Source organism: Algoriphagus resistens (assembly GCF_001442615.1).
Taxonomy (GTDB): Bacteria; Bacteroidota; Bacteroidia; order Cytophagales; family Cyclobacteriaceae; genus Algoriphagus; species Algoriphagus resistens.
Genome location: NZ_LMXN01000008.1, coordinates 214,005 through 235,377 on the forward strand (window position 1 = coordinate 214,005; position 21,373 = coordinate 235,377).

Below are 21,373 nucleotides of genomic sequence, written 5' to 3' on the forward strand. Positions count from 1 at the left end.
TTAAATTTTGGGTTTAAAAAGCTGCTTTTACACCGAAAGAGACAGTTCTAGGAACAGGAACTCCAGTCACTGTAGCATTCATTCCAGAACCAGAAGCTGTGGCATTTCCTACCTCGGGATTATGGTTTTTTGTAAAAGTGTAGGCATTCTGCACACTTAGATAAAGTCCGAGGTTCTCGATTTTAGCTTTGGATAAGAGACCTTGAGGAAGATCATAGCTAAATGTGACATTCTGAATCCTGAGATAAGAAGCATTCTCCAACCAAAAGTCCGAAAACTGTTCATTCCCTCCTGATCCATTCTTGTTTAAAAGCGGGAAATTCCCCTCAGGATTTTTAGTAGGATGATACCGATCTATCAGTCGTACATCTTCATTTTGAGCAAAACTGGTCATCAATTGAAACAAATCCGTTGATTGTCCAGGACCAAAAAACTCATCTGCTCCATGAGATCCCTGAAGCTGAATAGCTAATCCGAAACTTTTATAACCACCCGAAATCACCCCTCCGTAGAAAAATTTAGGGTACCTATTTCCGATTAGGGTTCGATCTGCCTCATTGATTTTTCCATCTGGTGCTCCTGTTAAGTTACCTTCAGCATCATAGCCATTTATATCCACTATAGCTATGTCTCCCACCTTTTTGGTCGGGAAACTCCCTCCCTTATACATTTCTAACTCTGATTCTTCCCGAATTAGACCATTTGACTTGTAACCGAAGAAAGAATGTGCCGGAGCTCCAATTTGATGCTTGTAACTGATTCGACTGGCTCCCAAGGTAATTTCATCTCGACCAGCCAGATCTATCACTTCATTTTTGATATGGGAAAAATTCAAGCTTGCATCATAATACCAGGATGAGTTTCTGCCCCTTGCCCCAACTACCAACTCTATCCCCTTGTTTCTGACATTTCCACCATTGATTACCGGAGAACCAGATAAACCGGAAGACCTCGGAATAGGCTCAGCAAACAACATATCATAGGTATTGTCAACAAAATAATCGATGGTAGTATAGTACCTTCCTTGGTGTGTAGTCAAATCCACTCCAACATTTGCTTTTTTAGCTGATTCCCAAGTTACATTTTGGTTGATAGCTGAAGTCAGTGTATATCCTAAAGCCGGAAGATTATTGGATACAGCTCTTGTAGCTTCCAAAGCAGCACTAGTGCCATATATCCCGATCGAATTGACATTGCCCAGAGTACCGTAGCTAGCTCTTAACTTCAATTCATCGATCCATGAGCTGGTATTCAAAAAGGACTCCTCCGAAATCTTCCAAGCTACTGAACCGGAAGGGAATACTCCCCATCGGTTTTCCTTGGTCAACCTGGATGTACCATCTCTTCTGATAGTTCCGGTAAAAAGGAATTTGTCGCGGAAGGAATAATTTACCCTACCGAACATAGAAACCAATGACCAGTCTCGAAAATTGTTGCCATTGATCTGACTGGTAGGGTCTCCAGCATCTAAGTATCTGATTTCATTATTTATGGTTCCCGTTCTTTGTCCATATAGAACCTCAGATGAATTCTCTTCACGTGAGTACCCTGCTAAAAAACTAAGCTGATGCTGCTCTAAATCAAGCTTATACCGCAGCAAATAATCATTACTCCAATAGACATTTTCTTGAAACTCTTTGTAAACCGTATTGACATTGGTTCCACCCCAACCATACTGAGGAGGAATTCCTGGCACAAAGTCAGATTGCTTTTTTCCAGCATAGTTTAAATTGCCACGAACTGTAAATTCAAGATTTTTGACAGGAGTAATTGTAATGTAGAGATTCCCTTGCAATCCTTTCCAAACAGACTCCTGACTACTATTTTCTGCCTCCCAAATGGGATTGACAAAAAAATGCTCCAGACTTGGCTCATAGATTTTACCCCAGTCCCCATCATCTTCCTTGTTTCTCGTTAGAGGTACCTTGGTAAGAGCTTTTCGGTAGTATGTCTGATCTCCCAAAATCTTATTAGAACTGATGTTTAGCGAATTTCCAAACTTGAACCAATCCCTGATTTTATGGTCAGTATTAATTTGAAAAGTATACTTCTTTTGGCCTGTTCCGATGACCATCCCCTCCTGGTCCACCAGATTTGCAGCTACAAAATAATTGGACTTTTCTGATCCTCCAGAAACCGATACATCATAAGACTGAATAAAACCCTGCTGGAGCATCAAGTCTTTCCAGTTGGTATCGACTCCTTCATAATAAGCGAGATCATTTTGATCCCAGTCTAAAGGCAAGTTCGAGTTCTCATAAGCTTCCGTCCACAACTCTAAAAATTGATCTGCATTTAATAGCTCATGCCGTAGGTTACCCTCATTACTAAGCCCCACATAGGCATTGAACGTAATCTGAGGTGCAACATTTACTGTACCTCTCTTTGTAGTTACCAGAATTACGCCATTTGCAGATCGTGCTCCATAAATAGCTGATGCAGATGCATCTTTCAATATGGATATGGATTCAATGTTATTCTGACTTATGTTATCGATGGAATTGGTAATCACTCCATCTACTACATAAATTGGTGAAGAGCCTCCCCCATTTCCTGTATTGATTGAATTAATGCCTCTGACTGTGACATTAAAGCCAGATCCAGGAAGTCCAGAATTACTATTTATGACTACGCCAGCAGCTCGTCCCTGCATAGCATTCAATGGAGATGTTCCTGCCATCTTATCAAATCCATCGGTATCTACTATTCCAACAGCCCCAGTCAAATCACTCTTTTTTACTTCCCCGTAACCTACAACAACAATCTCTTCCAAAGATGAAACATCGGGCTGAAGGACTACATCTATTACTGAACGTCCTTCTATTGGAATTTCCTTAGCTACAAATCCCAAAAAGCTTACTACTAGAACTGCATCAATCGGTGCTGATAGTGTGTACTTCCCATTAATATCTGACACTGTACCTGTTGAAGTCCCTTTAATTAAAATATTAGCTCCGGGAAGCGGCTCACCGACATCATCTACTATCACTCCACTTATATCGATTGGATCTGCAGCAGAAGTCCGGTTTGCCACAGGTATTAAAACTTTCTCTTTAAATATGATCGTTTGATCCTTTAATACATATTCAAATCCAAATGGAACAATTAATTCATTCAGGATATCACTGATAGAGGCATCTTTGACATCAATACTCATTTTGGGAAGCCCATCAAACAGGTCACTTGGATACAGAACCTTGTATTTACTTTTCCGCTTAATTTCCTTCAAGATTGTTTCAAATGACTCTTGTTCCATCTGAAGGTCCATTGTGAACTTTTGACTCGGGACCGAAGCGCCAAACCCTTTCATCGGGATCACTGAAACAAGCAGTAGCAAGAAGAACAGCGACAGGTATTTTTTTTGGCTTTTTTTGGGTATTATTGTAATGTTTTTACACATAAGTTTTAATTGTAATCGGTTAAACATTTATTTTAAAAACAACTCAAGGGAGTGTTGCGAGCACTCCTTTTTTTATTTGACAGTAATCACATTTTTTTCAAGTTTAAATTCAACAATCCCTGAAGTTTCCAGCATTTCCAAAAACTGGGTAACCTCTTCATATCGTGCAATTTCTCCGGTGAATTTCTTAGACTTCATTTCTTGGTTTTCAAACCTGATTTCCAAATCATACCACCTTGACACTCTGGAAAGTAATTCTTCCAGCTCCAGCTGCTCAAAATACATGACCCCATGCCTCCAGCTCACATAGCTTTCAACATTGACAGTACTTTTGCTTATAATTCCGTTTGATTTATACAATACACTTTGCTCATTGGGCTCCAAAATGACCTTCTCACCTGATGTCATTTCCAACTCCACTTTACCTTCTACCAGTGTAGTTACTATTTTTTCCTCATCACTATAAGAGGTGACATTAAAAGCTGTTCCCAGCACCTCTATCTTTTGATCCTGAGTATGAATAACGAATGGCCTGTTTGGATCTTTGGCTATTTCAAAATAAGCCTCACCTGTAAACTCAACCTCCCTTAGGTCTCCACTAAAAACAGAAGGGTATTTCAAAATTGTCTCTGAGTTGAGCCAGACTTTGGAACCATCTGAAAGTTGAACTGAAAAATACTCACCGCGAGGAACCAGAAGTACATTTGGTTTTGAAATGGCATCTATTGATTGCTTATCCTGATAAGACAGACTTTTTCCGGCAACATCTACTTGACCATCTTGATCCAAAAATGTGTAGGTGGAATCTTTTCTAAAATCAATTTCTTCACCACCTGCAGTATATAGTATAACATGACCCGACTTCCCTGAAAGCTCGGCAAATTGCGTATCCCCTATTCTAGAGGAGTTGTTCTCTTGATTTAAAATCATCCAAAAAACAGCACCCACTACCAAAACAGCAACAATTGTAGCAGCATACTTCAGAAGGTGGGAGGATTTTGGTTTATGGAAATCCAATCGACTCTGGAGCAATTCCTTAGAGTTCAATTTAGGTTCGATTTGTTTTCTTGGGGATGGATAATGTGCAAGAGCCTTCTGATAATACAACTGATGCTCCTCGGATGCATTCACCCAGTCTGTCAACTCCTTCTCCTCTTCTGCACTAATACAGTTATGGGCTTTTTTCCAAATTAGGATGTAATCGATACCTTCTAAGTCTTTCATCACTCTAAAGACAGGAAGAGTTTAAAAAGGGGTGACAGATAATTTTACTTTTTTTCGATAATTCAAAAAATTATTTCAAACACAAGCCATTCTTCCAATAATCCATAAAGCAAATAGCTTAAAAAGTTTACATTCCAATTAGAAAAAATAAAAATAGCTTTGGATCAAGGTCTTGCTTAAGTTTCTGTCTGCCACGCTGAAGCTGAGTTTTCACAGAATTCTCTGAAATATTCAGCTCTTGACCAATTTCAGATATCTTCTTTCCCTGAAAATATTTCAATTCAATAATTTGTCTAACCTGTGCTGGAAGTTTTGAAAGTGCTTGACTTAATTCCTCTTCCATGTCCATTTTCTGCAACTCTTCAGATCCAAAAATCAAATTTAACTTTGCTTCTGTGTAGAGTACCTTATGCCGATCATATACTTGAATTGACTTCAACTTATTCAAACACCGGTTTTTTACAGCTGAATAAAGGTAGGACTTTAAACTATCCCTCAATTCCAAGTGATCCAAGTTTTCCCAAAAGTGAACAAATAGATTCTGTACAAGATCTTCAGCCTCATCACTATCCATCAGATAGCTGTAGGCAAAATTCACCAAATCGTGATAATAAACTTGGTAAAGCCCATTGAACTCTTCTTCTGTCTTTCGAAAAATAGCTTTCAAATCGGTTATTAATTGGGATTAATTAGAAGATACTCCCCAAGCAAATTTCGATTTGGATCCAATAAGTAAAGTCTCTCGAAAGAATCTTAAAATTGTTATTGCCTAAACAGGGGGGCTATCTTTAGTAAACAACATAATAAGTTACATCGACTCTTCCAAAATTTCTACTACCATGACATTGTATGAAAGCATCAAATATCACATCAAAAGCTGAACACATCTAGGACAATTGTCTTGATCACTTAGCTACACAAATAGGAGAATCAGAATCCAATTCATCCGCACCATCAAAAAAAACCTGTCAATTGATTTGATTTTCGCCTTCTCTCATCTTCCCTTTTAAATCTTCTACACCTACGTATCTATCCCTCGATGCAGCATCCTAAGGCAATAGGAACAGACTAAACGAAGATTTTAAAATTGAATCATCGCAGAAAGTCAATCCCCTATTAACCATTTCGATAGTAGGTGGTTTCTCCCTACTTTCTTTTGCATTACGGCAAAAGAAAAAAGGAATCAAATTTATTCAATTTGCCTGTTAACATATTCGGAAGGACTGCATAGCTTTTTTCATTGGCCTATTGTTGAAACTCCCGCGTCCACCTTTAATTCGGTTGCATGAATGTATGCCGCTTCTTCTGATGCCAGAAAAAGAACTGCATGTGCTATTTCTGTAGGCTCGCCAAAGCGCTTGAAGGGTATTGTAGGAATAATGCTTTGAATAGCACCAGCTATCTGTTCCTGACTTAATCCCGTATTGTTAAAGCCATTGGTGCTGATATATCCAGGGCTTATCCCGTTAACCCGAATCCCTTTATCAGTACATTCAGCAGCGAAAGATTTGATAAAGGATTGCACAGCCGATTTTGCAGCGGTATAGACTGAGAAATTTAGCACTGCCATATCGGTTACAACAGAGGTATTAAGAACGATGGCACTACCTTTTTTCATCAAGGGCAACATTTGTTGTACTGTAAAAAAAGTGCCTTTAACCAGCATATTGAAGAGTTCATCAAAATGGGCTTCGTCTCCATTCTCCAATGGTGCGAACTTAGCGTATCCTGCATTGGCAAACAGCAAATCTATCCTGTTTGTATGTTGCCTCACCTGGTCCTGCAGTTGTAGAATATCTTTCATACTGCCGGCATTGGAGGTAATACCCAGCGCATTTGGTCCGAGTTCTTTAACCGCATTACTTACTGTTTCATTACTTCGACCTGTAATTATTGCCGTGCCTCCTTCGTTGATAAATTGTCGGGCTGTAGCATAACCCATTCCGTTTGTTCCGCCTGTAATGAGCGCGAATCTGTTCTTAAATCTTTGCATTAGGTTTCGTTTTGATTTCTGATACAAAGATTGGAATGCGTACTAAGTCAGGAAACCCGAAACTTGCTAATTGGGGCGCTTTCCGATTTTAAAATCCCCCTAATCATAGCTGCATTCCTGTCTGTAGAGAAGCAGGTTTATAAATCGCATTCCGAATTGCTTATTTTGGGAACCAAGTGCTAGGGATTTTCGATTTCATTGTTTTGATTTTTTAAAGTTACAAGTGGTCAATCGGTTTATGACCAATGGCATTATTATCCTTATCAAGCGGGATAAAGGTACTGTAGGCAATCTCGATAATATTGCCTTCTATATCTTCAAAATAAAAAAACACGCCTCCGAAAGGTGGCTCAGTAGGCACATTCAAAATTTTCACTCCCTTCGATTTAAGTTGGTCATAAAGCTTCCATACTTCTGGTTCAGTCGGGACATTATAGCCAAAAGTAACCGCACGAAACCCACTGCCTTCTGCATTGACACCTATAAAATTCGCTAATTCTTTTCTTTTTCCTATGCTAAATAAACAACCGTTCATTTGGTAAAAAACGATATCCATATTTTCGGCTACAGGAGTCCATCCCAGGATATCTTCATAGAAATTTCTCATCGCCTCCAAATTTTCTGCTCCAATGGTCAGCACACTGATTCTTTGTTCCATTTTAAATTTGTTTTGCTATTATTGATTACACTGCAAAGCTAGGTTGTTGAGAAAGCTCCACTTTGGAAAAAAACGACAAAATTAGAATCGGGATGGGGCAAGTCCCGTGTATCGTTTTATCTCGTTGGTCAGATGGGCATGGTCGTAGTAACCACAGTCAAAAGCAATATCCAATAAGCTTTTTCGCTGTTTGTTGTGCTTTATTTTTGAAAGGGCAACCCTGAAACGAACAATGTTAGCGAACTCTTTTGGACTTATTCCAATATGCTTTTTGAAACTCCTTTCTAATTGTCTCCCTGTGGTATAATTTCTCTTTGCCAATGTGTCAATGCTGATTTGCCCGTTGGCTGTTTGAATATCGTTTACAACATTAAATAGGTTATGCCTTGCGTTGGTCAGTCCATTCAAAAAATACGCGTTAAGATAGGATACAGAATGCTGTGCTACCTTATGGATTTCAGGAGAAAGCACTTGATCAAATTCTATGGTCTTGTCAGTGATTTCACTCAACGGAGTGAACTTATAAAATGAAGAAAAGGCGGCAGGTTTGAAACGGACACCTGTAAGTTTGGTTGTTGAATCTAAGAAGCTCTCTTGGAAAGCGGTCATCGTGCCCACCAAATAAGTTTTCCCTGATTGCATTGTCAACCTTCCATTAGTTGTTTTGCAATCTTCTCCTAAGTTAAAAATAAGGTCAACACAACCGTCAGGCAATATGGACTGTTTTTCCAATTGCTGCCCGAGACCTTCCACCGTCCAAAAAGTGTCAATGTAGTCTGCTAAATCGGAGTGAGGACTAATCTGGTTGTAAATCATATTTCTCTTCTCAGATTTTCATTGACGTCAAATTCCTTTTTCCAGCCCCCCATTAAGGATAACTGCTGGGAAAAGGTATAGGATAGCCTATAATATAGCGGTAACCCGTCCCCAAAGGAGGTCAGCATACCACGGCATCATGCCGACCCTATGGTCAGCCGGGACTCCTTTTGCTGATTTGGTTCTAGAAATTCTTCCTTCTTGCTTTCCAGCTCAGAGGGACCTGCCTCTATATTAACAGGGAACCAATCTTCAGTCTGGAAAAGTTCTTTCCCTCCTCTTGAATGCATCCATTGGAAATATGCCGTGCATTCTTATCACAATAAAAACCAACCAAATCGACAAAGTCAATACTAAAACATTTACCGATTTTTTGTCATTTCTATGGTTCTACCCTTAAGTTAGTGGAAAATATGACTTTTGGTGGGTTTAAATGAAAGAGGACATGCACTCATGGGCCTTTAAAGGCTAAATGACGGTCTCTAATATTAAGTAACAAACTACTGGTCAGGTTTTCATTACCCGACTTCCATTAAATTAGTGGTAGAACCTACATTATCAGAAATCTTTTTGAAGCTCTTCTAATATTGAAAACACCCATTAGCCAATTGCATAACTTACTAGGAAGTAGTATGCAATTCACTTTCTTAGTCAGTAATAATGATTAATTACTAATAGATTTTTGAACAGTGCAAATCGTTAGACGGGCAACTCGTACTTATATCCAGGGCATAACCAGGAGCCTCCTGATCAGTACTCTCGAATGTAGTATAAGAACCAGGATAATAACTACATTCACACCTCCATGTATGAGTAGAGCCACCGCAACCACCATACAGCTGAGACATATCATTTCGGTGAAGGATTTCAGCATTGTATATTTTTAGCTTTCCTAAGTTTAATTTTTTCATAATGGTTTAATTTTAAATAATTTATAATTTTTCTAATAGATAGTGTATTACATATAATTAAACATGAACATTAGTAAAGGTATATTCGAAATTAGATATCATTATAAATAAAACACCAATTTTCAGTATTTTTTTTCACTATCATCCGAGTAAGTTTTAAATCACGTAAAGTGGGTTACTATTGGTTATGGAAGTGCACATTGTACACACTTCCTGAACCTCCGTACTCCGAGTCCAATTGAATTCTTGGAATAATTACATTGCTACTTAAATTCAACTTTTCGAGAATTAACTCTTTTAATCATAATTCTATTAACCTTTGAAATAAACAGATATCAATTTAAGAATAAATCCCATACATTAAACACAAAAAATGCAGTCTTCATAAAAACAACATTTTTATAACTAGCCATCTAGCATTGTTACATTGATCCGGACCTTTATGTTCTTTATGTACTTCTATGAGACTGTCACAATTTGTAACAGGAAATTAATATCCATCATTAAACCAAACCGCACAACTTCCTTCACTATCTGATCCTCCATAAATTTAGAATAATTCACCTCTTGTCAGCATCTCCTAAGGCGCCAATTTAGGGGATTTTAATTTTTCATTTTTTTGAGGATTTAAATATTTCTCCTTCAAAACGTGAAGATACTCAGGACTGTGCCCATTCATTACGATCAAATAAATTTGGGCAAAACACCAACTAATTCCTATTCCCTTATTACTAAAATTCAGTAAATTGTTGCTAATCAATGTCCCTCAGGGAGGTTTTCAATCAAACGCAAATATTTCAAGGACCCTACTTTCCTTCATCTGCTTTCGCTAATTTTTGACTTCAATTCCCAATTCTTCCAATTGCTTTAGTAATCGATCTGAAAACTTCAGTCATTTTTTGCCTTTGCAGCATCAGTACAAGAGGCAGGTCCCAAAAGACGTTGAACAATTGTGGCTCCCTGTCCTGAACTTTTTCTTCCTCAATCATTTGTACCAGTTGGTTGAGAATTTCTGCGGAAAGTTTATAAAAACAGGTATTTGACCGATAACCCTTCCGGGTGTAGTCAAATAGCTCGTGATAGCTGGGCGGAATTTGTAATTCCACCCAGTTATACTTACCAATTTGTAATACGCTTCTTGACCTCATCCCGACCCTCTTCTTTAGCAGAAGTCCATCCATCCTGCGCCAGATGTAGATCCGAGATAAGAAATAGATTGGTTGTTCTCAATAATTAAAAGGCTTGTTCAAAAAGGTTTGCACCATGCAGTGAATAAACCAGCCAAAACCAGCTACCATTCACAGGATTTGAAACTCCTTTTTACAATGGCCTGGATCCCTCGACCCGCTGGGTTGTGTTCAGCACGCAGCCCCCCCTGAGTTATTCAGCAGACTAGTTAGTTATTAAAGGGTTATTGAACCAATAGGCAACGATCATTATAATATTTTTACCATTTCTTAACCTCATTTCGGAGTTCCTCCTTAGACATTACAACTGATTTAAAAACCTCTACAATTTTTCGATTGTCCTGATTCGGGCTATGAAACTTACTATTTTGACCTCTTTCATGAGAAAGATGATAAAGTACGCCATCAACATGTTCATGTTTAAAACCAAGTATTTTCCATCTATTAACCCTATCACCATCCTCTCTACCCCAACCGTAGAAATTCTCATTCTCCATTCCAGTTAATATATACTTATTTCTTTGAGCAAAAAAAACTCCCCCAACCGGATTAGGATTGTATAAATGTTTCATTTTACCTGCACTTTTTCGTAAGACTTCTATATCTCGAGTTTGAAGATAAAGGGATCTTACAATAGTAGAGGTATCTAAAAATTTATCTTTAAAAGGAGTTACAAAATCAGCAAGATCAGCACTCATTAAATCATATGATTCAAATACCTGACCAGCAGGGACAATAATATCTGTATCCCAAACTCCAACAAATTTAGTATCTACTGACCTAACCAAATGATTAATATACTTTGTCCTGTGAAAAATATTATCCAAATCTTCAACAAATTCATATTTCACCACTGACGGTAATAGTCTTTGCAGCAACCCTGTATTCCTGTCCGAAGCTTCAAGAATTTTTACTTCAGAACTGAAATTCTTGAGTAAAAAATCAACAACTGCCAGCGTGTTCTCTAGCCGGGTTACTGAATCTATCCTCAATGGCATCAAAAAAGTCAAGTCGTCTAAATTATCCATATTAATTTATATTAATCTTTTTCAGTTTCAATAAACTCTAACAATGTCAACCCTAGTCCAGCTAAACCGGAAATTATTCCAATACTTTTAAGAAAAGGAGAGTAAAATTCCAAATCACGCCAGCATATCGCGTTATTAATTTTTCTACCAATCAGTTCAGCAGGAATTAAAAAGGTTTCATCTTGAGTAATTTTTGACAATTCTTTACTTATAAAGTATAATCCACAAACACCATCGCTAACACTAATATTTAAGTTTTTTAATTCTGTATTTACAACTTCAACAACATCAATAGACTGCTTTAAAAGAGCGGAATGTCTTCTTAATGAAGAATTTTCAAACTCTTTCAAAGCATATTCCATCCCTAGTAACAAATAGAGCCTATTACTATGAAGATTCGGATATAAAGAAACTAAGATAGGTGTTAAATAATCCAGTATCCTTTCCAATTTAAACCTATTAATATTTAAGGACTTAGCCTTTGATATTAAAATTAAAATTAATGGCAAATCCCAATAAATGCTAAAAAGGATTGGCTCCCGATCCTGAATTTTTTCTTCCTCGATCAATTGCCCTAACTGATTAAATAATTCGCTTGCTAACTTTTTGAAGATATAAATATTAGTTTCATTACCGGTTTTCGATGAATGCTCAATACGAACAAGACAATAAAAAATATAACCGATAATTCCATTTCTGGAATTAGATGGTACACTACCAATATTATCAACTAGAAAAACATATATCTCGTCGTCTAATTCCTCTAACGCCTCATCAAGGTCAGCGTCCACATAACCCGATGAGACTAGATGGCTGATCCCCCAACCTATTCCTGCCAACCCCATTTCAAAATCGGTAGAGGTTTTATTTTTACCCAGATTCTCATAAACTTCCGAGATTAAGTTCTCTGCCATTTCTTGATATTCCGCTTTCCCTGTCTGCCTTGCCAAATGAAAAAAGTAGATACATAAACCTAACTTTCCGTTTAATAGGCCCATTCCACACTCTTCGATTGCTCCCTCCGTCAACCTTCTATTGATCTCATCAAATTTATTTAATACCTCTTTCATACATTATTGTTTAAATTTCAAGAATCAGTCGCTGATTTTAGTTTGAAAAATATCCTTTGAGCCAAGCTTAAGTCTTCGGTAATTATTTCTGCGGTGCCCAACAACTCCTGTTTAATCGGGATATTCTTGGCATATGTAGTTTCTGTTCCATCAGGAAAAGTACCAAAGACTAAATAATTCCCATCCTTATCAGGAGAGACTGAAATACTCTTTACGACTGCTTTTAAAGTTCCGAATTCCTGGAAGGGAAAATTATCAATTTTGATCAATACTTTTTGTCCGATTTCTATTTTGCCTGCATTTTGGGAGGAAACAGTCATTTTACCCAATAGTTCTGTATGCCTAGTTGGAAGTATTGAAAAAACATGCTCGCCTAAATCAACAAATTGATTCTCTCCCCAAACACCCTGAAAGCTAATCAACCCATTAGTTGAAGAAACAAGCAAATATTGGTTTTCCCATTCCCTAACAGCTCTTTTCAATTTATGATATGCCTGGATTAATTTTATTAAGGTTCTTGATTCATCCTGCTCTTTAGCTACTTTAATGTTTTTCACGGATTGCCCTGCATTGATTAGTGCCTCCTGCAACTGAGAAATAGAAATAGCCATTCCGTTGACCTGCTCCTGAATCTGTAAATATTCCATCTCTCTACTTTCAAAATCCTTTGCTGATATTACACCTTGCTGAAAAAGAACTTTATTCCGGACAAAATCACTTTCTACTAACTGAACCCTCCTCTCCAATATTCCCTTCAGCGCCAATTGCCTATCCAACCTCTCATGAATTTCTTCAACCGACTGCAATTCCCCCTCAATTTGCCCCATAAACGGCTGAAGGTTTTCAAGAAGTCTGAATTCCAAATAATTTCTTTCAAACTCCACAAAAGCCACATCAATTTCACCTAAAGACTTATTCGATACTGAATCAATCGGAAACCAATAATTATTTGTTTTCCCAAAAGGGATTTCATCTAAAATCCCCTTTAAAAAGTAAACATTTTGCACTGGGGTGGTACTTTTAATACTGGCCAATGGATCACCTTCCTTAACCATCTGACCATTTGAAACCCAAATTTTCTCAATCTGACCCGAGGCTCTTGCCATTACTCTTTCAGTTGGTTCAACAGTTGTAACTATTACTCTTGACAAAATAAAATCAGGGTATTTTATGAAAAAGGATAAAAAAACAAATATTGTGATAACTATAAACACAATAGTTATGCCCCACCTAATAAGCCATGAAGGAGGAGTTGTAACTATCTCCTGAACTTCATCAGAGCGAAGATTTAGATTATCTTCAAAGTGCTTTTTTCTACTCATATTTGATTACCGTTCATCTTCTCCAGGTCCAATTGATTCTTAACCAAATTAAAATATACGCCTTCCATTAAAACCAAATTATCGTGAGTCCCCACCTCACGAATTTCACCTTGATCCATAACTATAATCTGGTCAGCATTCTTAACTGTACTTAAGCGATGAGCAATAACAAACACGGTTTTCCCGTGCATAAACTTATTTAAATTATCCATCACTATTCTTTCGTTTTTTGAATCTAAAGCCGAGGTAGCCTCATCAAAAAATAAAAAATCGGGATCTTTATATACTGCTCTGGCAATTAACAGACGTTGTTTTTGTCCTGTACTTATTCCTGTACCTTCATTTCCTATTTTTGTGTTAAACTTTTTCGGAAGGGACTCAATGAAATCATATATATTTGCAGTTTTAGCAGCATTGAGCAATTCATGCTGATCAATAATGTCATGACCCACTGCTATATTGGCTGCGATAGTATCATTAAAAATATATCCTTCCTGCATTACCACACCACAGTGTTGTCTCCAAAGCTGCGCTGAAATATTATCCAATCCGAATCTTCCATATCGGATCTCTCCTTTTGAAGGATCGTAGAATTTAAGCAATAACTTCATTAAAGTCGTTTTCCCACAACCGCTGGCCCCAACGATAGCTGTAATCTTTTTTGCGGGGATTGTCATCGAAATCCCCTTAAGCACATTATCCTCAGAGCCTGGATACCTATAACTAAGATTTGAAATTTCCAGGCTCTCACCGGGAGTTAATGAAGTAACATAATGTACTTCTGCATTCTCCTCATCTTCCTTTTCGTGAATCTCATTAAGGCGGGCCAAACTTATCTTAGCATCCTGATAAACACGAATGAAAGAGACAAATCCTACTACTGGGCCGTTCATTTGTCCAATAATATATTGCAACGACATCATCATACCTAATGTGAGTTGCCCTTCAATCACTAAAACAGCTGAAGCAAAAGTTATAAATATATTTTTAAGCTCATTGATAACAGAGGAACCCACACCCTGAATCTGTTCAAGAAAAAGTGTTTTTATAGAAACATTGAATAAATTGGCCTGCACATACTCCCACTTCCAACGTTTTTGCTTTTCAGCATTATTCATTTTAATCTCTTGCATACCATTGATCAACTCAATAACGGTACTTTGTTCACGGCTCATTTGGGCAAAACGAAGATAATCGAGCTCTTTACGCCTTTTTAAGAAAAATAATATCCATAACACATAAAAAACGCTTCCTATAATAAAAATTAAAAAAATATAAGAGCTATAATAAAAAAGAATAAACCCGAAAGCTAAAAAATTAAAAAATGAAAATAATGTATTTAATGTCTGACCTGTAAGAAGATTTTCTATTCGGGTATGATCTCCTATACGTTGCATTATATCGCCAGTCATACGAGTGTCAAAAAAAGAAATAGGCAACCTCATCAATTTAATAAAAAAATCAGATACCAATGAAATATTAATTCTCGTACTCAAATGAAGAAATATCCAGCTTCTAAATATCTCTACTCCTGAACGTCCAAAAAATAACATCAACTGGGCCAGTAATATTAAATAGATAAAATCAATATCCTGATTTTGAATACCTATATCAACAATACTCTGTGTAAGAAAGGGGAAAATGAGTTGCACGATGCTACCCAGCAAGAGTCCTAGACAAAGCTGAACAATAAGTGCTTTATACTTAAATAAGTATTGAAACAAAAAGTTCAAAGAGCGCTTTTCGGAAGAGTTCCAATCAAGACTTTTAAAATTCGGAGAAGTTTCAAGTAACAATGTCACACCCTCTTTAGTATCCTGATTTGCCCCCTTCCCAACCCAATGAGTAATAAACTCATCTTGTGGAATATTTACCAACCCGTAGGCTGGATCTGACATGAAAACTTTTTTGCCCTTGATTTTGTATACTACCACAAAATGTTTGTCTCTCCAGTGAACGATCACCGGTAAATGGGCTCTTTTCAGTTTATTAAAATTTAACCGTGCTCCAAGTGTTCTGAAGCCTATTGTTTCAGCCGCTTCGCTCAATTTCAGCAAATTGCTACCTGATCTAGTAGTTTCACAAAGCGTACGAATTTCTTGAAGAGAAATACTTTTCCCATAATGTTTAGCTATAATTCGCAAACATGTAGGACCACAATCCTTGAAATCAGGCTGCTTATAGAAAGGAAAAGTCGACATACAATTAGATAGAAATTAAGCAGAAACCCTCTCTGACAATTAAGTAAAAAGTACTTCAATCATGGAGTAAAACAAAGCTGCATTTGATAAATTACAAATTAAATGTAAGAATAAAGCATATTATAGTTAAGCCATAAATTTTCACAACAAATATCCATATTAAAGCTTAACGATTCCAATTACTGGATTCAATTCTTCTTCCAAAATATCAGAGAAATTAGTAGTCTTAATAAAATAGAATTGATCCTGAGAAAGATTGAGAGGCCTTAGAACTACAATTTCATCATCGTCAATTAAAACCCCATCTTTTAAATTAAGTGAAAAATCATCACCTCTATTTCGAATATAAAACATACTACCACCTTCTCTATCATATTCACAAATCAAGAAATTTTTTGATAACAAAATATTCTTTAAAAGAATTAATTTTTTCCCATCCTCATTAAATAGAGGGCCCTCAAAGTTCAGCTTTAAAAAAGGAACCAAATGACCATTTTGGACTTTATAAAGGGTATCTCTGATGACATCTTCATTAAAAAGGACAGGAGAAAAAATAAAATCTTCCTTACCAACTTTTGACACATAGTTCTTATAAGGGTAAGTTGCTCCCATCTGCTTCTCCATTTCAATATGGAGAAGAGGTATTGAATCAACAACAATCAAATCAGAATCAAGCATAAATAAAGAACGTTTATTCACATACCTATCGCCAGATTTAACCCCATCCTCGCCCGCTACAAGACTTAATTTATTGTTAACTATTTCCATAAAATCAATAAAAAAAGGAAAGCTTTTCTCCCCTATAAATTTATTATCCAGTGTATAAGATATTAACCTTCTTCCTGAAGCAACATGGACAGTCTCAGTCTCCTTATTAATTACAAATGAATTTAAATTATAAAATTCCCCTGGCCCTTCTCCCTCTTTTCCGATTCTTTGTAGAAACTTACCATTTATATCAAAAACAAGAATTCTTCCAGGAAAATCTACCACAAAAACTCTATCTTTGTATATTTCTATGTCTTGGATTAAGCTTAAAAAGGATTCTTCATTTGTCTCTAAGGAAATATAGTCAATTGATTTAGAAAGCTCCGAAAGATCGTAGTTAGACTCACCTGCTTTTGGGACTTCATAGGTAGTAATCCCCTTGCTCTTCGGAGAAGAGCAACTCAAAGAATGAAGAAAAACCAAACTAAGACTTAATTTTAAATAATGCAACTGAAATTTTCCCATCATTCAATTTAGTTTTTTTATAAGAAAACATGTATTGGTTAGAATTTGTAAAATGGAGAGTATAAAATCCTGAATTTTTGATATCATCATAAAAACCAGAACTCTCACCAATTTTACTTAGATATTGCTCATTGGATTTCAGATTATAAAAATAAATGAATGAATTATTCAAGTAGTTGAATCGAGTTGTAACAAATTCCCCAATTACTCCTTGACTAACTGAAAATATAATGTCAAATTGACTTTCTTTATCCTGATACATATTTTTCAGGCTAATAATCGGTGTATTAAAGTCATTACTTGAGGAATAAATTTCATTAACCTGCCCCATAGAAACATTAATACATTGATCGCTTATAGACAAGGAAGCGGGCCTTGATATTTTAATTCTTTCAACTTCATATTTCATTTGTTTTTCATCGCTAATTATCTTCAAGGAGACAGGATCATAAGATTCAAGGTAATAATATTTTGAACTTTCAGAATAATTAATTCCAGAAACATAAAGCTCATCTTTAAATATTTTGAGATTATTAATTGGTTTTTCGAAATTTACTTCTTTAACAACCATGTTATTATTCATATCAATAGAGACAGCCTTATTGATGTGACCTACAATCAACAATTCATTTCTTGAATCAAAAGCAATACCCTGAATAACAGATCCATCACTTGATCTATAAATCTCTTCCAAAAATTTACCTGACTTATCAATTTTTGATACAGAAGTTGCAAATCCTTTAGAGTCTTCCTCTCCAGGAGCTATAAGATAAAAATCTTCAGCGACAACTAAATCCTGAATATTAATATAATCCTTGTTCAAGTCAAAAATCAAAACATCTTCAAAAACCTTGGAAGCATTAATTCTTTCTAAATAATTATGTTTGATTTCAATATTTTGCTGATTGGAATAATTAAATATTACGTATAAAATAGAAATGAATAAAAACATAGTAAAATTGGTTAAGTGGGGCTTTAATAGCCCCACTAAAATATTCAGAAACTTGAAATTAACCGCTGCAAGTAGCGCCCCTACCATTACAGGCGAGACCAGCTCCCCATAAAGCATCGCTTAAACTATCAGCTGTTACTGTAAATGGAGAATTTTCGCCGCATCCTCCCACAAACCCACAGTAACATGTATATGTACAACCACCTGAACCTCCATATACAGTCGCTAATTGACTATTTTCCAATACATCATTAGAATGAAGTTTTAATTTACCTAAATTTAACTTTTTCATGCTATTAAAATTTAAAATTTACAAAGTAAACCCAGTCTATTATGGACATCTGGGAAATATGTCCATTCATCGCGATTGAATATTTTTAATAGCCAAGCTATTCCTAGTCAGTTTAGTAAGTACTTCAGATCCTCTACCGTGTAGCCTTCTGGTAACTCGCAACCATTGATAAATAAAGTTGGGGTGCGGGAAATCTGTTCTTTTGTACACCATTCCTCCATAGCCTTAATTTTCTTATCCTGAAAATCCATCTCTCCATTTATGGGGAATTTATCTGCAAAGGCATTATAATCCTTCTTCTTTGCGCTATACCAGACATCTAACGCTTGGCGTATTTGTTCAGGATTTCCATTATCTGCTATAGAAACCAGATGCCGGATAGTTTTTTCTTTTATCTCGTCTCCCTCTCCAGGAGTGAATAGTATTTGAAGATCAATATTTCCTTTTTCAAGAAGCCTTTCCAAAATAGGATGAACCTTGGAACAAGGCTCACAGTAGGGACTGCTTATTTTTAGGACTTTATATTTTGGGTTCTCTCCCCGAAACACAATCCCTATTTCCTCTGGGTTGTTAGTAATTTTTCTAGACTGTTTTAAAGCCACTTCGAATAACATCTTATTCCCTTTAAGCTTAGCTAAATTTCTTTTCGTTTTTAAGATTTCATCATGTTTGCCTATGAGAGAGACAATGTAAATCCAAGCTAGAGTCACACCCGTGAATAACATGATAAATAGGGGAATGTCGGTTTTCCTTAGCTCTCCAGAATAAGAACCACTTGCCAAAACAGAAATCACTTCCATTGCCATAATTGCCCCTATTGTTAAACAGAACCTGCACCATTTTTTAATCACAACGGCCTGATAATACAATGATAAAATCACAACCGGGATCCCTACCAAACTCATCCAAGCCAAAAGCGGCGAAGGGTCTAATGAATGGTTTACCATTACTACAGTTCCTGCAAAAAAATAGGAAAAAGCTAGGATGCTTGGATTAATTCTTCCATTCAAAAGCTGAAATGTATCTGAATTTAACAATGTGTTGCAATCCACACTTTTTCCAGAATAACAGAATTTTTGAAGAATAGAATTACCTTTATCATGTTTGTACCAAAGCAGGATTATTGAGGTTGTCAACCCTAATAATTTTAATACAAAATAAAATATTGATCCCAGTGTAAGCTTGTCTCCTGAATAAATAAAAATCAGCAATGTTAAAAGACTGGAAGCACATAATAATGAGACACCTGCTATGATCCATCTATCCCTTATCCTTTCTTTTATCCCAGGTTCAATAGCTCCGTCCATCTTTTCCACCAATAATGCAATTCCGGTCCAGATTTTCAAAAATTCATATTTTGACAGCACTATAACATTTCCCTGTTCATCGAAACAGTTAACAGTTTGATCAGAAATAGAACTAACGGTATAAAAGAAGAAATCATCAGTCAACCGGACGTGTACTACAGCAGGAAATGTGATTACATTCAATTGATTAGGCTCCAATTTAACCGCCAATGATCCTACCCCATATTCCTCTAAAGCATCTGCTATTGAAAGAAGACTTGGATACTGTGGATGGATAAGTATCAATTCATTTAAAAAACTTTCTGTATAAGCTATTCCAAGTGACTCTAGCATTCTTTTGGAAGTTTTTACACAGTTAGCCATGGGTTATGGGAAAAGTATTGGAAAAAAAAGATTTGTTTGAGCAATGAATTTGAGAGAATAAAAAGCAAATTACTATACCGTATTTTCTAATGTTCAGTAATTTTTTTCTTGGCCTTTCCCCATTCATCCAAAAGCCAAAACTTAAAGAACCTGAAGAATGATTAACACCCTGCCTTGAATAAATTTTGGATCATTTATAGGGCTGATAAAAATAAGTGTCCCTTATTCAGCCCCACCTAGATTACTTAAAAGCACCATCAGGCACAAGTTGCCCCCAACCCATGACACTTCCCAGCGGCGCTTGTCTGGGCTTCACTTAAACTATCTGCAGTAACAGCAAAAGGGTAATCTTGTCCACAACCGCCTACCCCACCGCAGTAACAACTATAGGAACACCCCCCTGAACCACCATAAACAGTAGACAGCTGGCTTTTTTCCAAAACTTCATTTGAAAGAATTTTCAATTTCCCTAAACTCAACTTTTTCATAATTGCAGAATTTAAAATTTCCAAAAAGAACCCAGCCAACTAAGGACATCTGGGATTATGCCCATTCACCGCGAATGAATATTTTTTTAATGTACATCCGCTTTTGTACTCGCCGCAAGAGGAGGCATCTTAAAATAAACTATTCCAGATTCGAGGCCCCTTCGGTCAACGGTCTTCGGTATTCTATATTTTTATGAATCCGCTGAAGCATGACTTATCTTATATACTGCCTTCATTTATGGGATGATTTCCCTCAAAAGAAGCTGCGTATTCCCCTTCTTTAAACCCCTAATTTTTTAATTTATCCTTATGTGTCCATCGTTTCGCTGTTGCCACTAAGTGATAGATGTTTTTCTCCTATTCCATCGTAAATGAGAATATTGAGAGTGAGAAGAGTTTTATCCTTCAAAAAAGAATTTATTAGAATAATCACATTTATATACAATCAGGCATGTTTTGATACAGTCATTCAATGATTTTTTCTAAAAAAATCCTAACTAAAATTTTGATATCTAGAATAAGATTATAAATTTGGATTATTGTATTTCCAAATCCTATACCGTATTTTCTAATATTCAGTAATATTTTTCTAATAATTTACTTTTAAAACCAATGAAAATAGGCGCAAAATTAAAAAAAGCAAGAGAATCTAAAAGACTCTCCCAACAAGAAGTTTCAGATCACCTGAATATCTCACAAAAAACATTGTCCAACATTGAAAGCGACAAATCTCAGCCATCTGTTACCCAACTTGCTTTAATGGGTAAGATTTATAAGCTGGATGTACTTGCTCTATTGTCAAGTGAAGGGATTTTTCTTACTCCTGATAGTCCAACTAAAAGAAAAGAAGCCTAAAGCGAACTTTCATCTACAAAGTGTAATATCTATTTTCAGTATCAACTAAAAGGAGTAAAACATTAACAACAAT

General features: G+C 36.3%; 17 protein-coding genes. 1 reads left to right on the forward strand and 16 read right to left on the reverse strand.

Annotated elements, in window-relative coordinates:
* Positions 1 to 13: 13 nt before the first annotated feature.
* The 16 genes from AS141_RS15635 to AS141_RS15705 form a co-directional block, all read right to left on the reverse strand.
* A complete protein-coding gene (locus AS141_RS15635) occupies positions 14 to 3,400 on the reverse strand; it encodes a SusC/RagA family TonB-linked outer membrane protein (protein ID WP_057938608.1) in 3,387 nt (1,128 codons plus the stop codon).
* Between the two features lie 72 nt (positions 3,401 to 3,472).
* Entirely contained in the window at positions 3,473 to 4,624 is a 1,152-nt protein-coding gene (locus AS141_RS15640; RefSeq protein ID WP_057938609.1) for a FecR family protein, read from the reverse strand.
* A 127-nt stretch (positions 4,625 to 4,751) separates the two neighbouring features.
* Entirely contained in the window at positions 4,752 to 5,291 is a 540-nt protein-coding gene (locus AS141_RS15645) for an RNA polymerase sigma factor (protein WP_057938610.1), read from the reverse strand.
* A gap of 570 nt (positions 5,292 to 5,861) precedes the next feature.
* Positions 5,862 to 6,617 (reverse strand): SDR family oxidoreductase, encoded by a 756-nt coding sequence (locus AS141_RS15650; RefSeq protein ID WP_057938611.1) that lies wholly within the window; start codon positions 6,615 to 6,617, stop codon positions 5,862 to 5,864.
* A gap of 217 nt (positions 6,618 to 6,834) precedes the next feature.
* Complete coding sequence (locus tag AS141_RS15655; protein WP_057938612.1) at positions 6,835 to 7,275, reverse strand: VOC family protein; 441 nt, start codon at positions 7,273 to 7,275, stop codon at positions 6,835 to 6,837.
* Positions 7,276 to 7,356: 81 nt separating this feature from the next.
* The gene (locus AS141_RS15660) at positions 7,357 to 8,091 is read right to left on the reverse strand and encodes a helix-turn-helix domain-containing protein (RefSeq protein ID WP_057938613.1); all 735 of its coding nucleotides are present in this window, start codon (positions 8,089 to 8,091) and stop codon (positions 7,357 to 7,359) included.
* 137 nt (positions 8,092 to 8,228) lie between these two features.
* Positions 8,229 to 8,381 (reverse strand): hypothetical protein, encoded by a 153-nt coding sequence (locus AS141_RS26620; RefSeq protein WP_157243496.1) that lies wholly within the window; start codon positions 8,379 to 8,381, stop codon positions 8,229 to 8,231.
* A gap of 2,068 nt (positions 8,382 to 10,449) precedes the next feature.
* Positions 10,450 to 11,217 (reverse strand): galactosyltransferase-related protein, encoded by a 768-nt coding sequence (locus tag AS141_RS15670; RefSeq protein WP_057938615.1) that lies wholly within the window; start codon positions 11,215 to 11,217, stop codon positions 10,450 to 10,452.
* An 11-nt stretch (positions 11,218 to 11,228) separates the two neighbouring features.
* Complete coding sequence (locus AS141_RS15675; protein WP_057938616.1) at positions 11,229 to 12,287, reverse strand: lanthionine synthetase LanC family protein; 1,059 nt, start codon at positions 12,285 to 12,287, stop codon at positions 11,229 to 11,231.
* Between the two features lie 17 nt (positions 12,288 to 12,304).
* The gene (locus AS141_RS15680) at positions 12,305 to 13,393 is read right to left on the reverse strand and encodes an HlyD family secretion protein (RefSeq protein WP_232424938.1); all 1,089 of its coding nucleotides are present in this window, start codon (positions 13,391 to 13,393) and stop codon (positions 12,305 to 12,307) included.
* A gap of 212 nt (positions 13,394 to 13,605) precedes the next feature.
* On the reverse strand, positions 13,606 to 15,810 hold the full coding sequence (locus AS141_RS15685) for a peptidase domain-containing ABC transporter (protein ID WP_057938618.1): 2,205 nt from the start codon (positions 15,808 to 15,810) through the stop codon (positions 13,606 to 13,608).
* A gap of 159 nt (positions 15,811 to 15,969) precedes the next feature.
* On the reverse strand, positions 15,970 to 17,046 hold the full coding sequence (locus AS141_RS15690) for a 6-bladed beta-propeller (RefSeq protein ID WP_057938619.1): 1,077 nt from the start codon (positions 17,044 to 17,046) through the stop codon (positions 15,970 to 15,972).
* Positions 17,003 to 17,995: a hypothetical protein gene (locus AS141_RS15695; RefSeq protein WP_157243497.1), complete on the reverse strand. Its 993-nt coding sequence runs from the start codon at positions 17,993 to 17,995 to the stop codon at positions 17,003 to 17,005. The genes AS141_RS15690 and AS141_RS15695 overlap by 44 nt, the downstream gene beginning before the upstream one ends.
* Positions 17,996 to 18,053: 58 nt before the next feature.
* Positions 18,054 to 18,287 carry a hypothetical protein gene (locus AS141_RS26625; protein WP_157243498.1) on the reverse strand — a complete coding sequence of 78 codons (234 nt, stop codon included), beginning with the start codon at positions 18,285 to 18,287 and terminating at the stop codon, positions 18,054 to 18,056.
* Positions 18,288 to 18,394: 107 nt separating this feature from the next.
* Positions 18,395 to 19,957 (reverse strand): cysteine peptidase family C39 domain-containing protein, encoded by a 1,563-nt coding sequence (locus tag AS141_RS15700; protein WP_057938621.1) that lies wholly within the window; start codon positions 19,955 to 19,957, stop codon positions 18,395 to 18,397.
* Positions 19,958 to 20,214: 257 nt separating this feature from the next.
* Positions 20,215 to 20,445, reverse strand: coding sequence for a TIGR04149 family rSAM-modified RiPP (locus AS141_RS15705; RefSeq protein WP_057938622.1), 231 nt, complete (start codon positions 20,443 to 20,445; stop codon positions 20,215 to 20,217).
* A gap of 612 nt (positions 20,446 to 21,057) precedes the next feature.
* Here AS141_RS15705 and AS141_RS15710 point away from each other — a divergent pair.
* Positions 21,058 to 21,300, forward strand: coding sequence for a helix-turn-helix domain-containing protein (locus tag AS141_RS15710; protein ID WP_057938623.1), 243 nt, complete (start codon positions 21,058 to 21,060; stop codon positions 21,298 to 21,300).
* The last annotated feature ends 73 nt before the right edge of the window (positions 21,301 to 21,373 follow it).

Coding starts and splice junctions, on each gene's coding strand:
- AS141_RS15660 (WP_057938613.1), bottom strand. CDS start 8,091: ATGATTTACAACCAGATTAGTCCTCACTCCGATTTAGCAGACTACATT.
- AS141_RS15675 (WP_057938616.1), bottom strand. CDS start 12,287: ATGAAAGAGGTATTAAATAAATTTGATGAGATCAATAGAAGGTTGACG.
- AS141_RS26620 (WP_157243496.1), bottom strand. CDS start 8,381: ATGCATTCAAGAGGAGGGAAAGAACTTTTCCAGACTGAAGATTGGTTC.
- AS141_RS15705 (WP_057938622.1), bottom strand. CDS start 20,445: ATGAAAAAGTTGAGTTTAGGGAAATTGAAAATTCTTTCAAATGAAGTT.
- AS141_RS15640 (WP_057938609.1), bottom strand. CDS start 4,624: ATGAAAGACTTAGAAGGTATCGATTACATCCTAATTTGGAAAAAAGCC.
- AS141_RS15635 (WP_057938608.1), bottom strand. CDS start 3,400: ATGTGTAAAAACATTACAATAATACCCAAAAAAAGCCAAAAAAAATAC.
- AS141_RS15680 (WP_232424938.1), bottom strand. CDS start 13,393: ATGGCAAGAGCCTCGGGTCAGATTGAGAAAATTTGGGTTTCAAATGGT.
- AS141_RS15710 (WP_057938623.1), top strand. CDS start 21,058: ATGAAAATAGGCGCAAAATTAAAAAAAGCAAGAGAATCTAAAAGACTC.
- AS141_RS26625 (WP_157243498.1), bottom strand. CDS start 18,287: ATGAAAAAGTTAAATTTAGGTAAATTAAAACTTCATTCTAATGATGTA.
- AS141_RS15670 (WP_057938615.1), bottom strand. CDS start 11,217: ATGGATAATTTAGACGACTTGACTTTTTTGATGCCATTGAGGATAGAT.
- AS141_RS15700 (WP_057938621.1), bottom strand. CDS start 19,957: ATGGCTAACTGTGTAAAAACTTCCAAAAGAATGCTAGAGTCACTTGGA.
- AS141_RS15650 (WP_057938611.1), bottom strand. CDS start 6,617: ATGCAAAGATTTAAGAACAGATTCGCGCTCATTACAGGCGGAACAAAC.
- AS141_RS15685 (WP_057938618.1), bottom strand. CDS start 15,810: ATGTCGACTTTTCCTTTCTATAAGCAGCCTGATTTCAAGGATTGTGGT.
- AS141_RS15690 (WP_057938619.1), bottom strand. CDS start 17,046: ATGATGGGAAAATTTCAGTTGCATTATTTAAAATTAAGTCTTAGTTTG.
- AS141_RS15655 (WP_057938612.1), bottom strand. CDS start 7,275: ATGGAACAAAGAATCAGTGTGCTGACCATTGGAGCAGAAAATTTGGAG.
- AS141_RS15695 (WP_157243497.1), bottom strand. CDS start 17,995: ATGTTTTTATTCATTTCTATTTTATACGTAATATTTAATTATTCCAAT.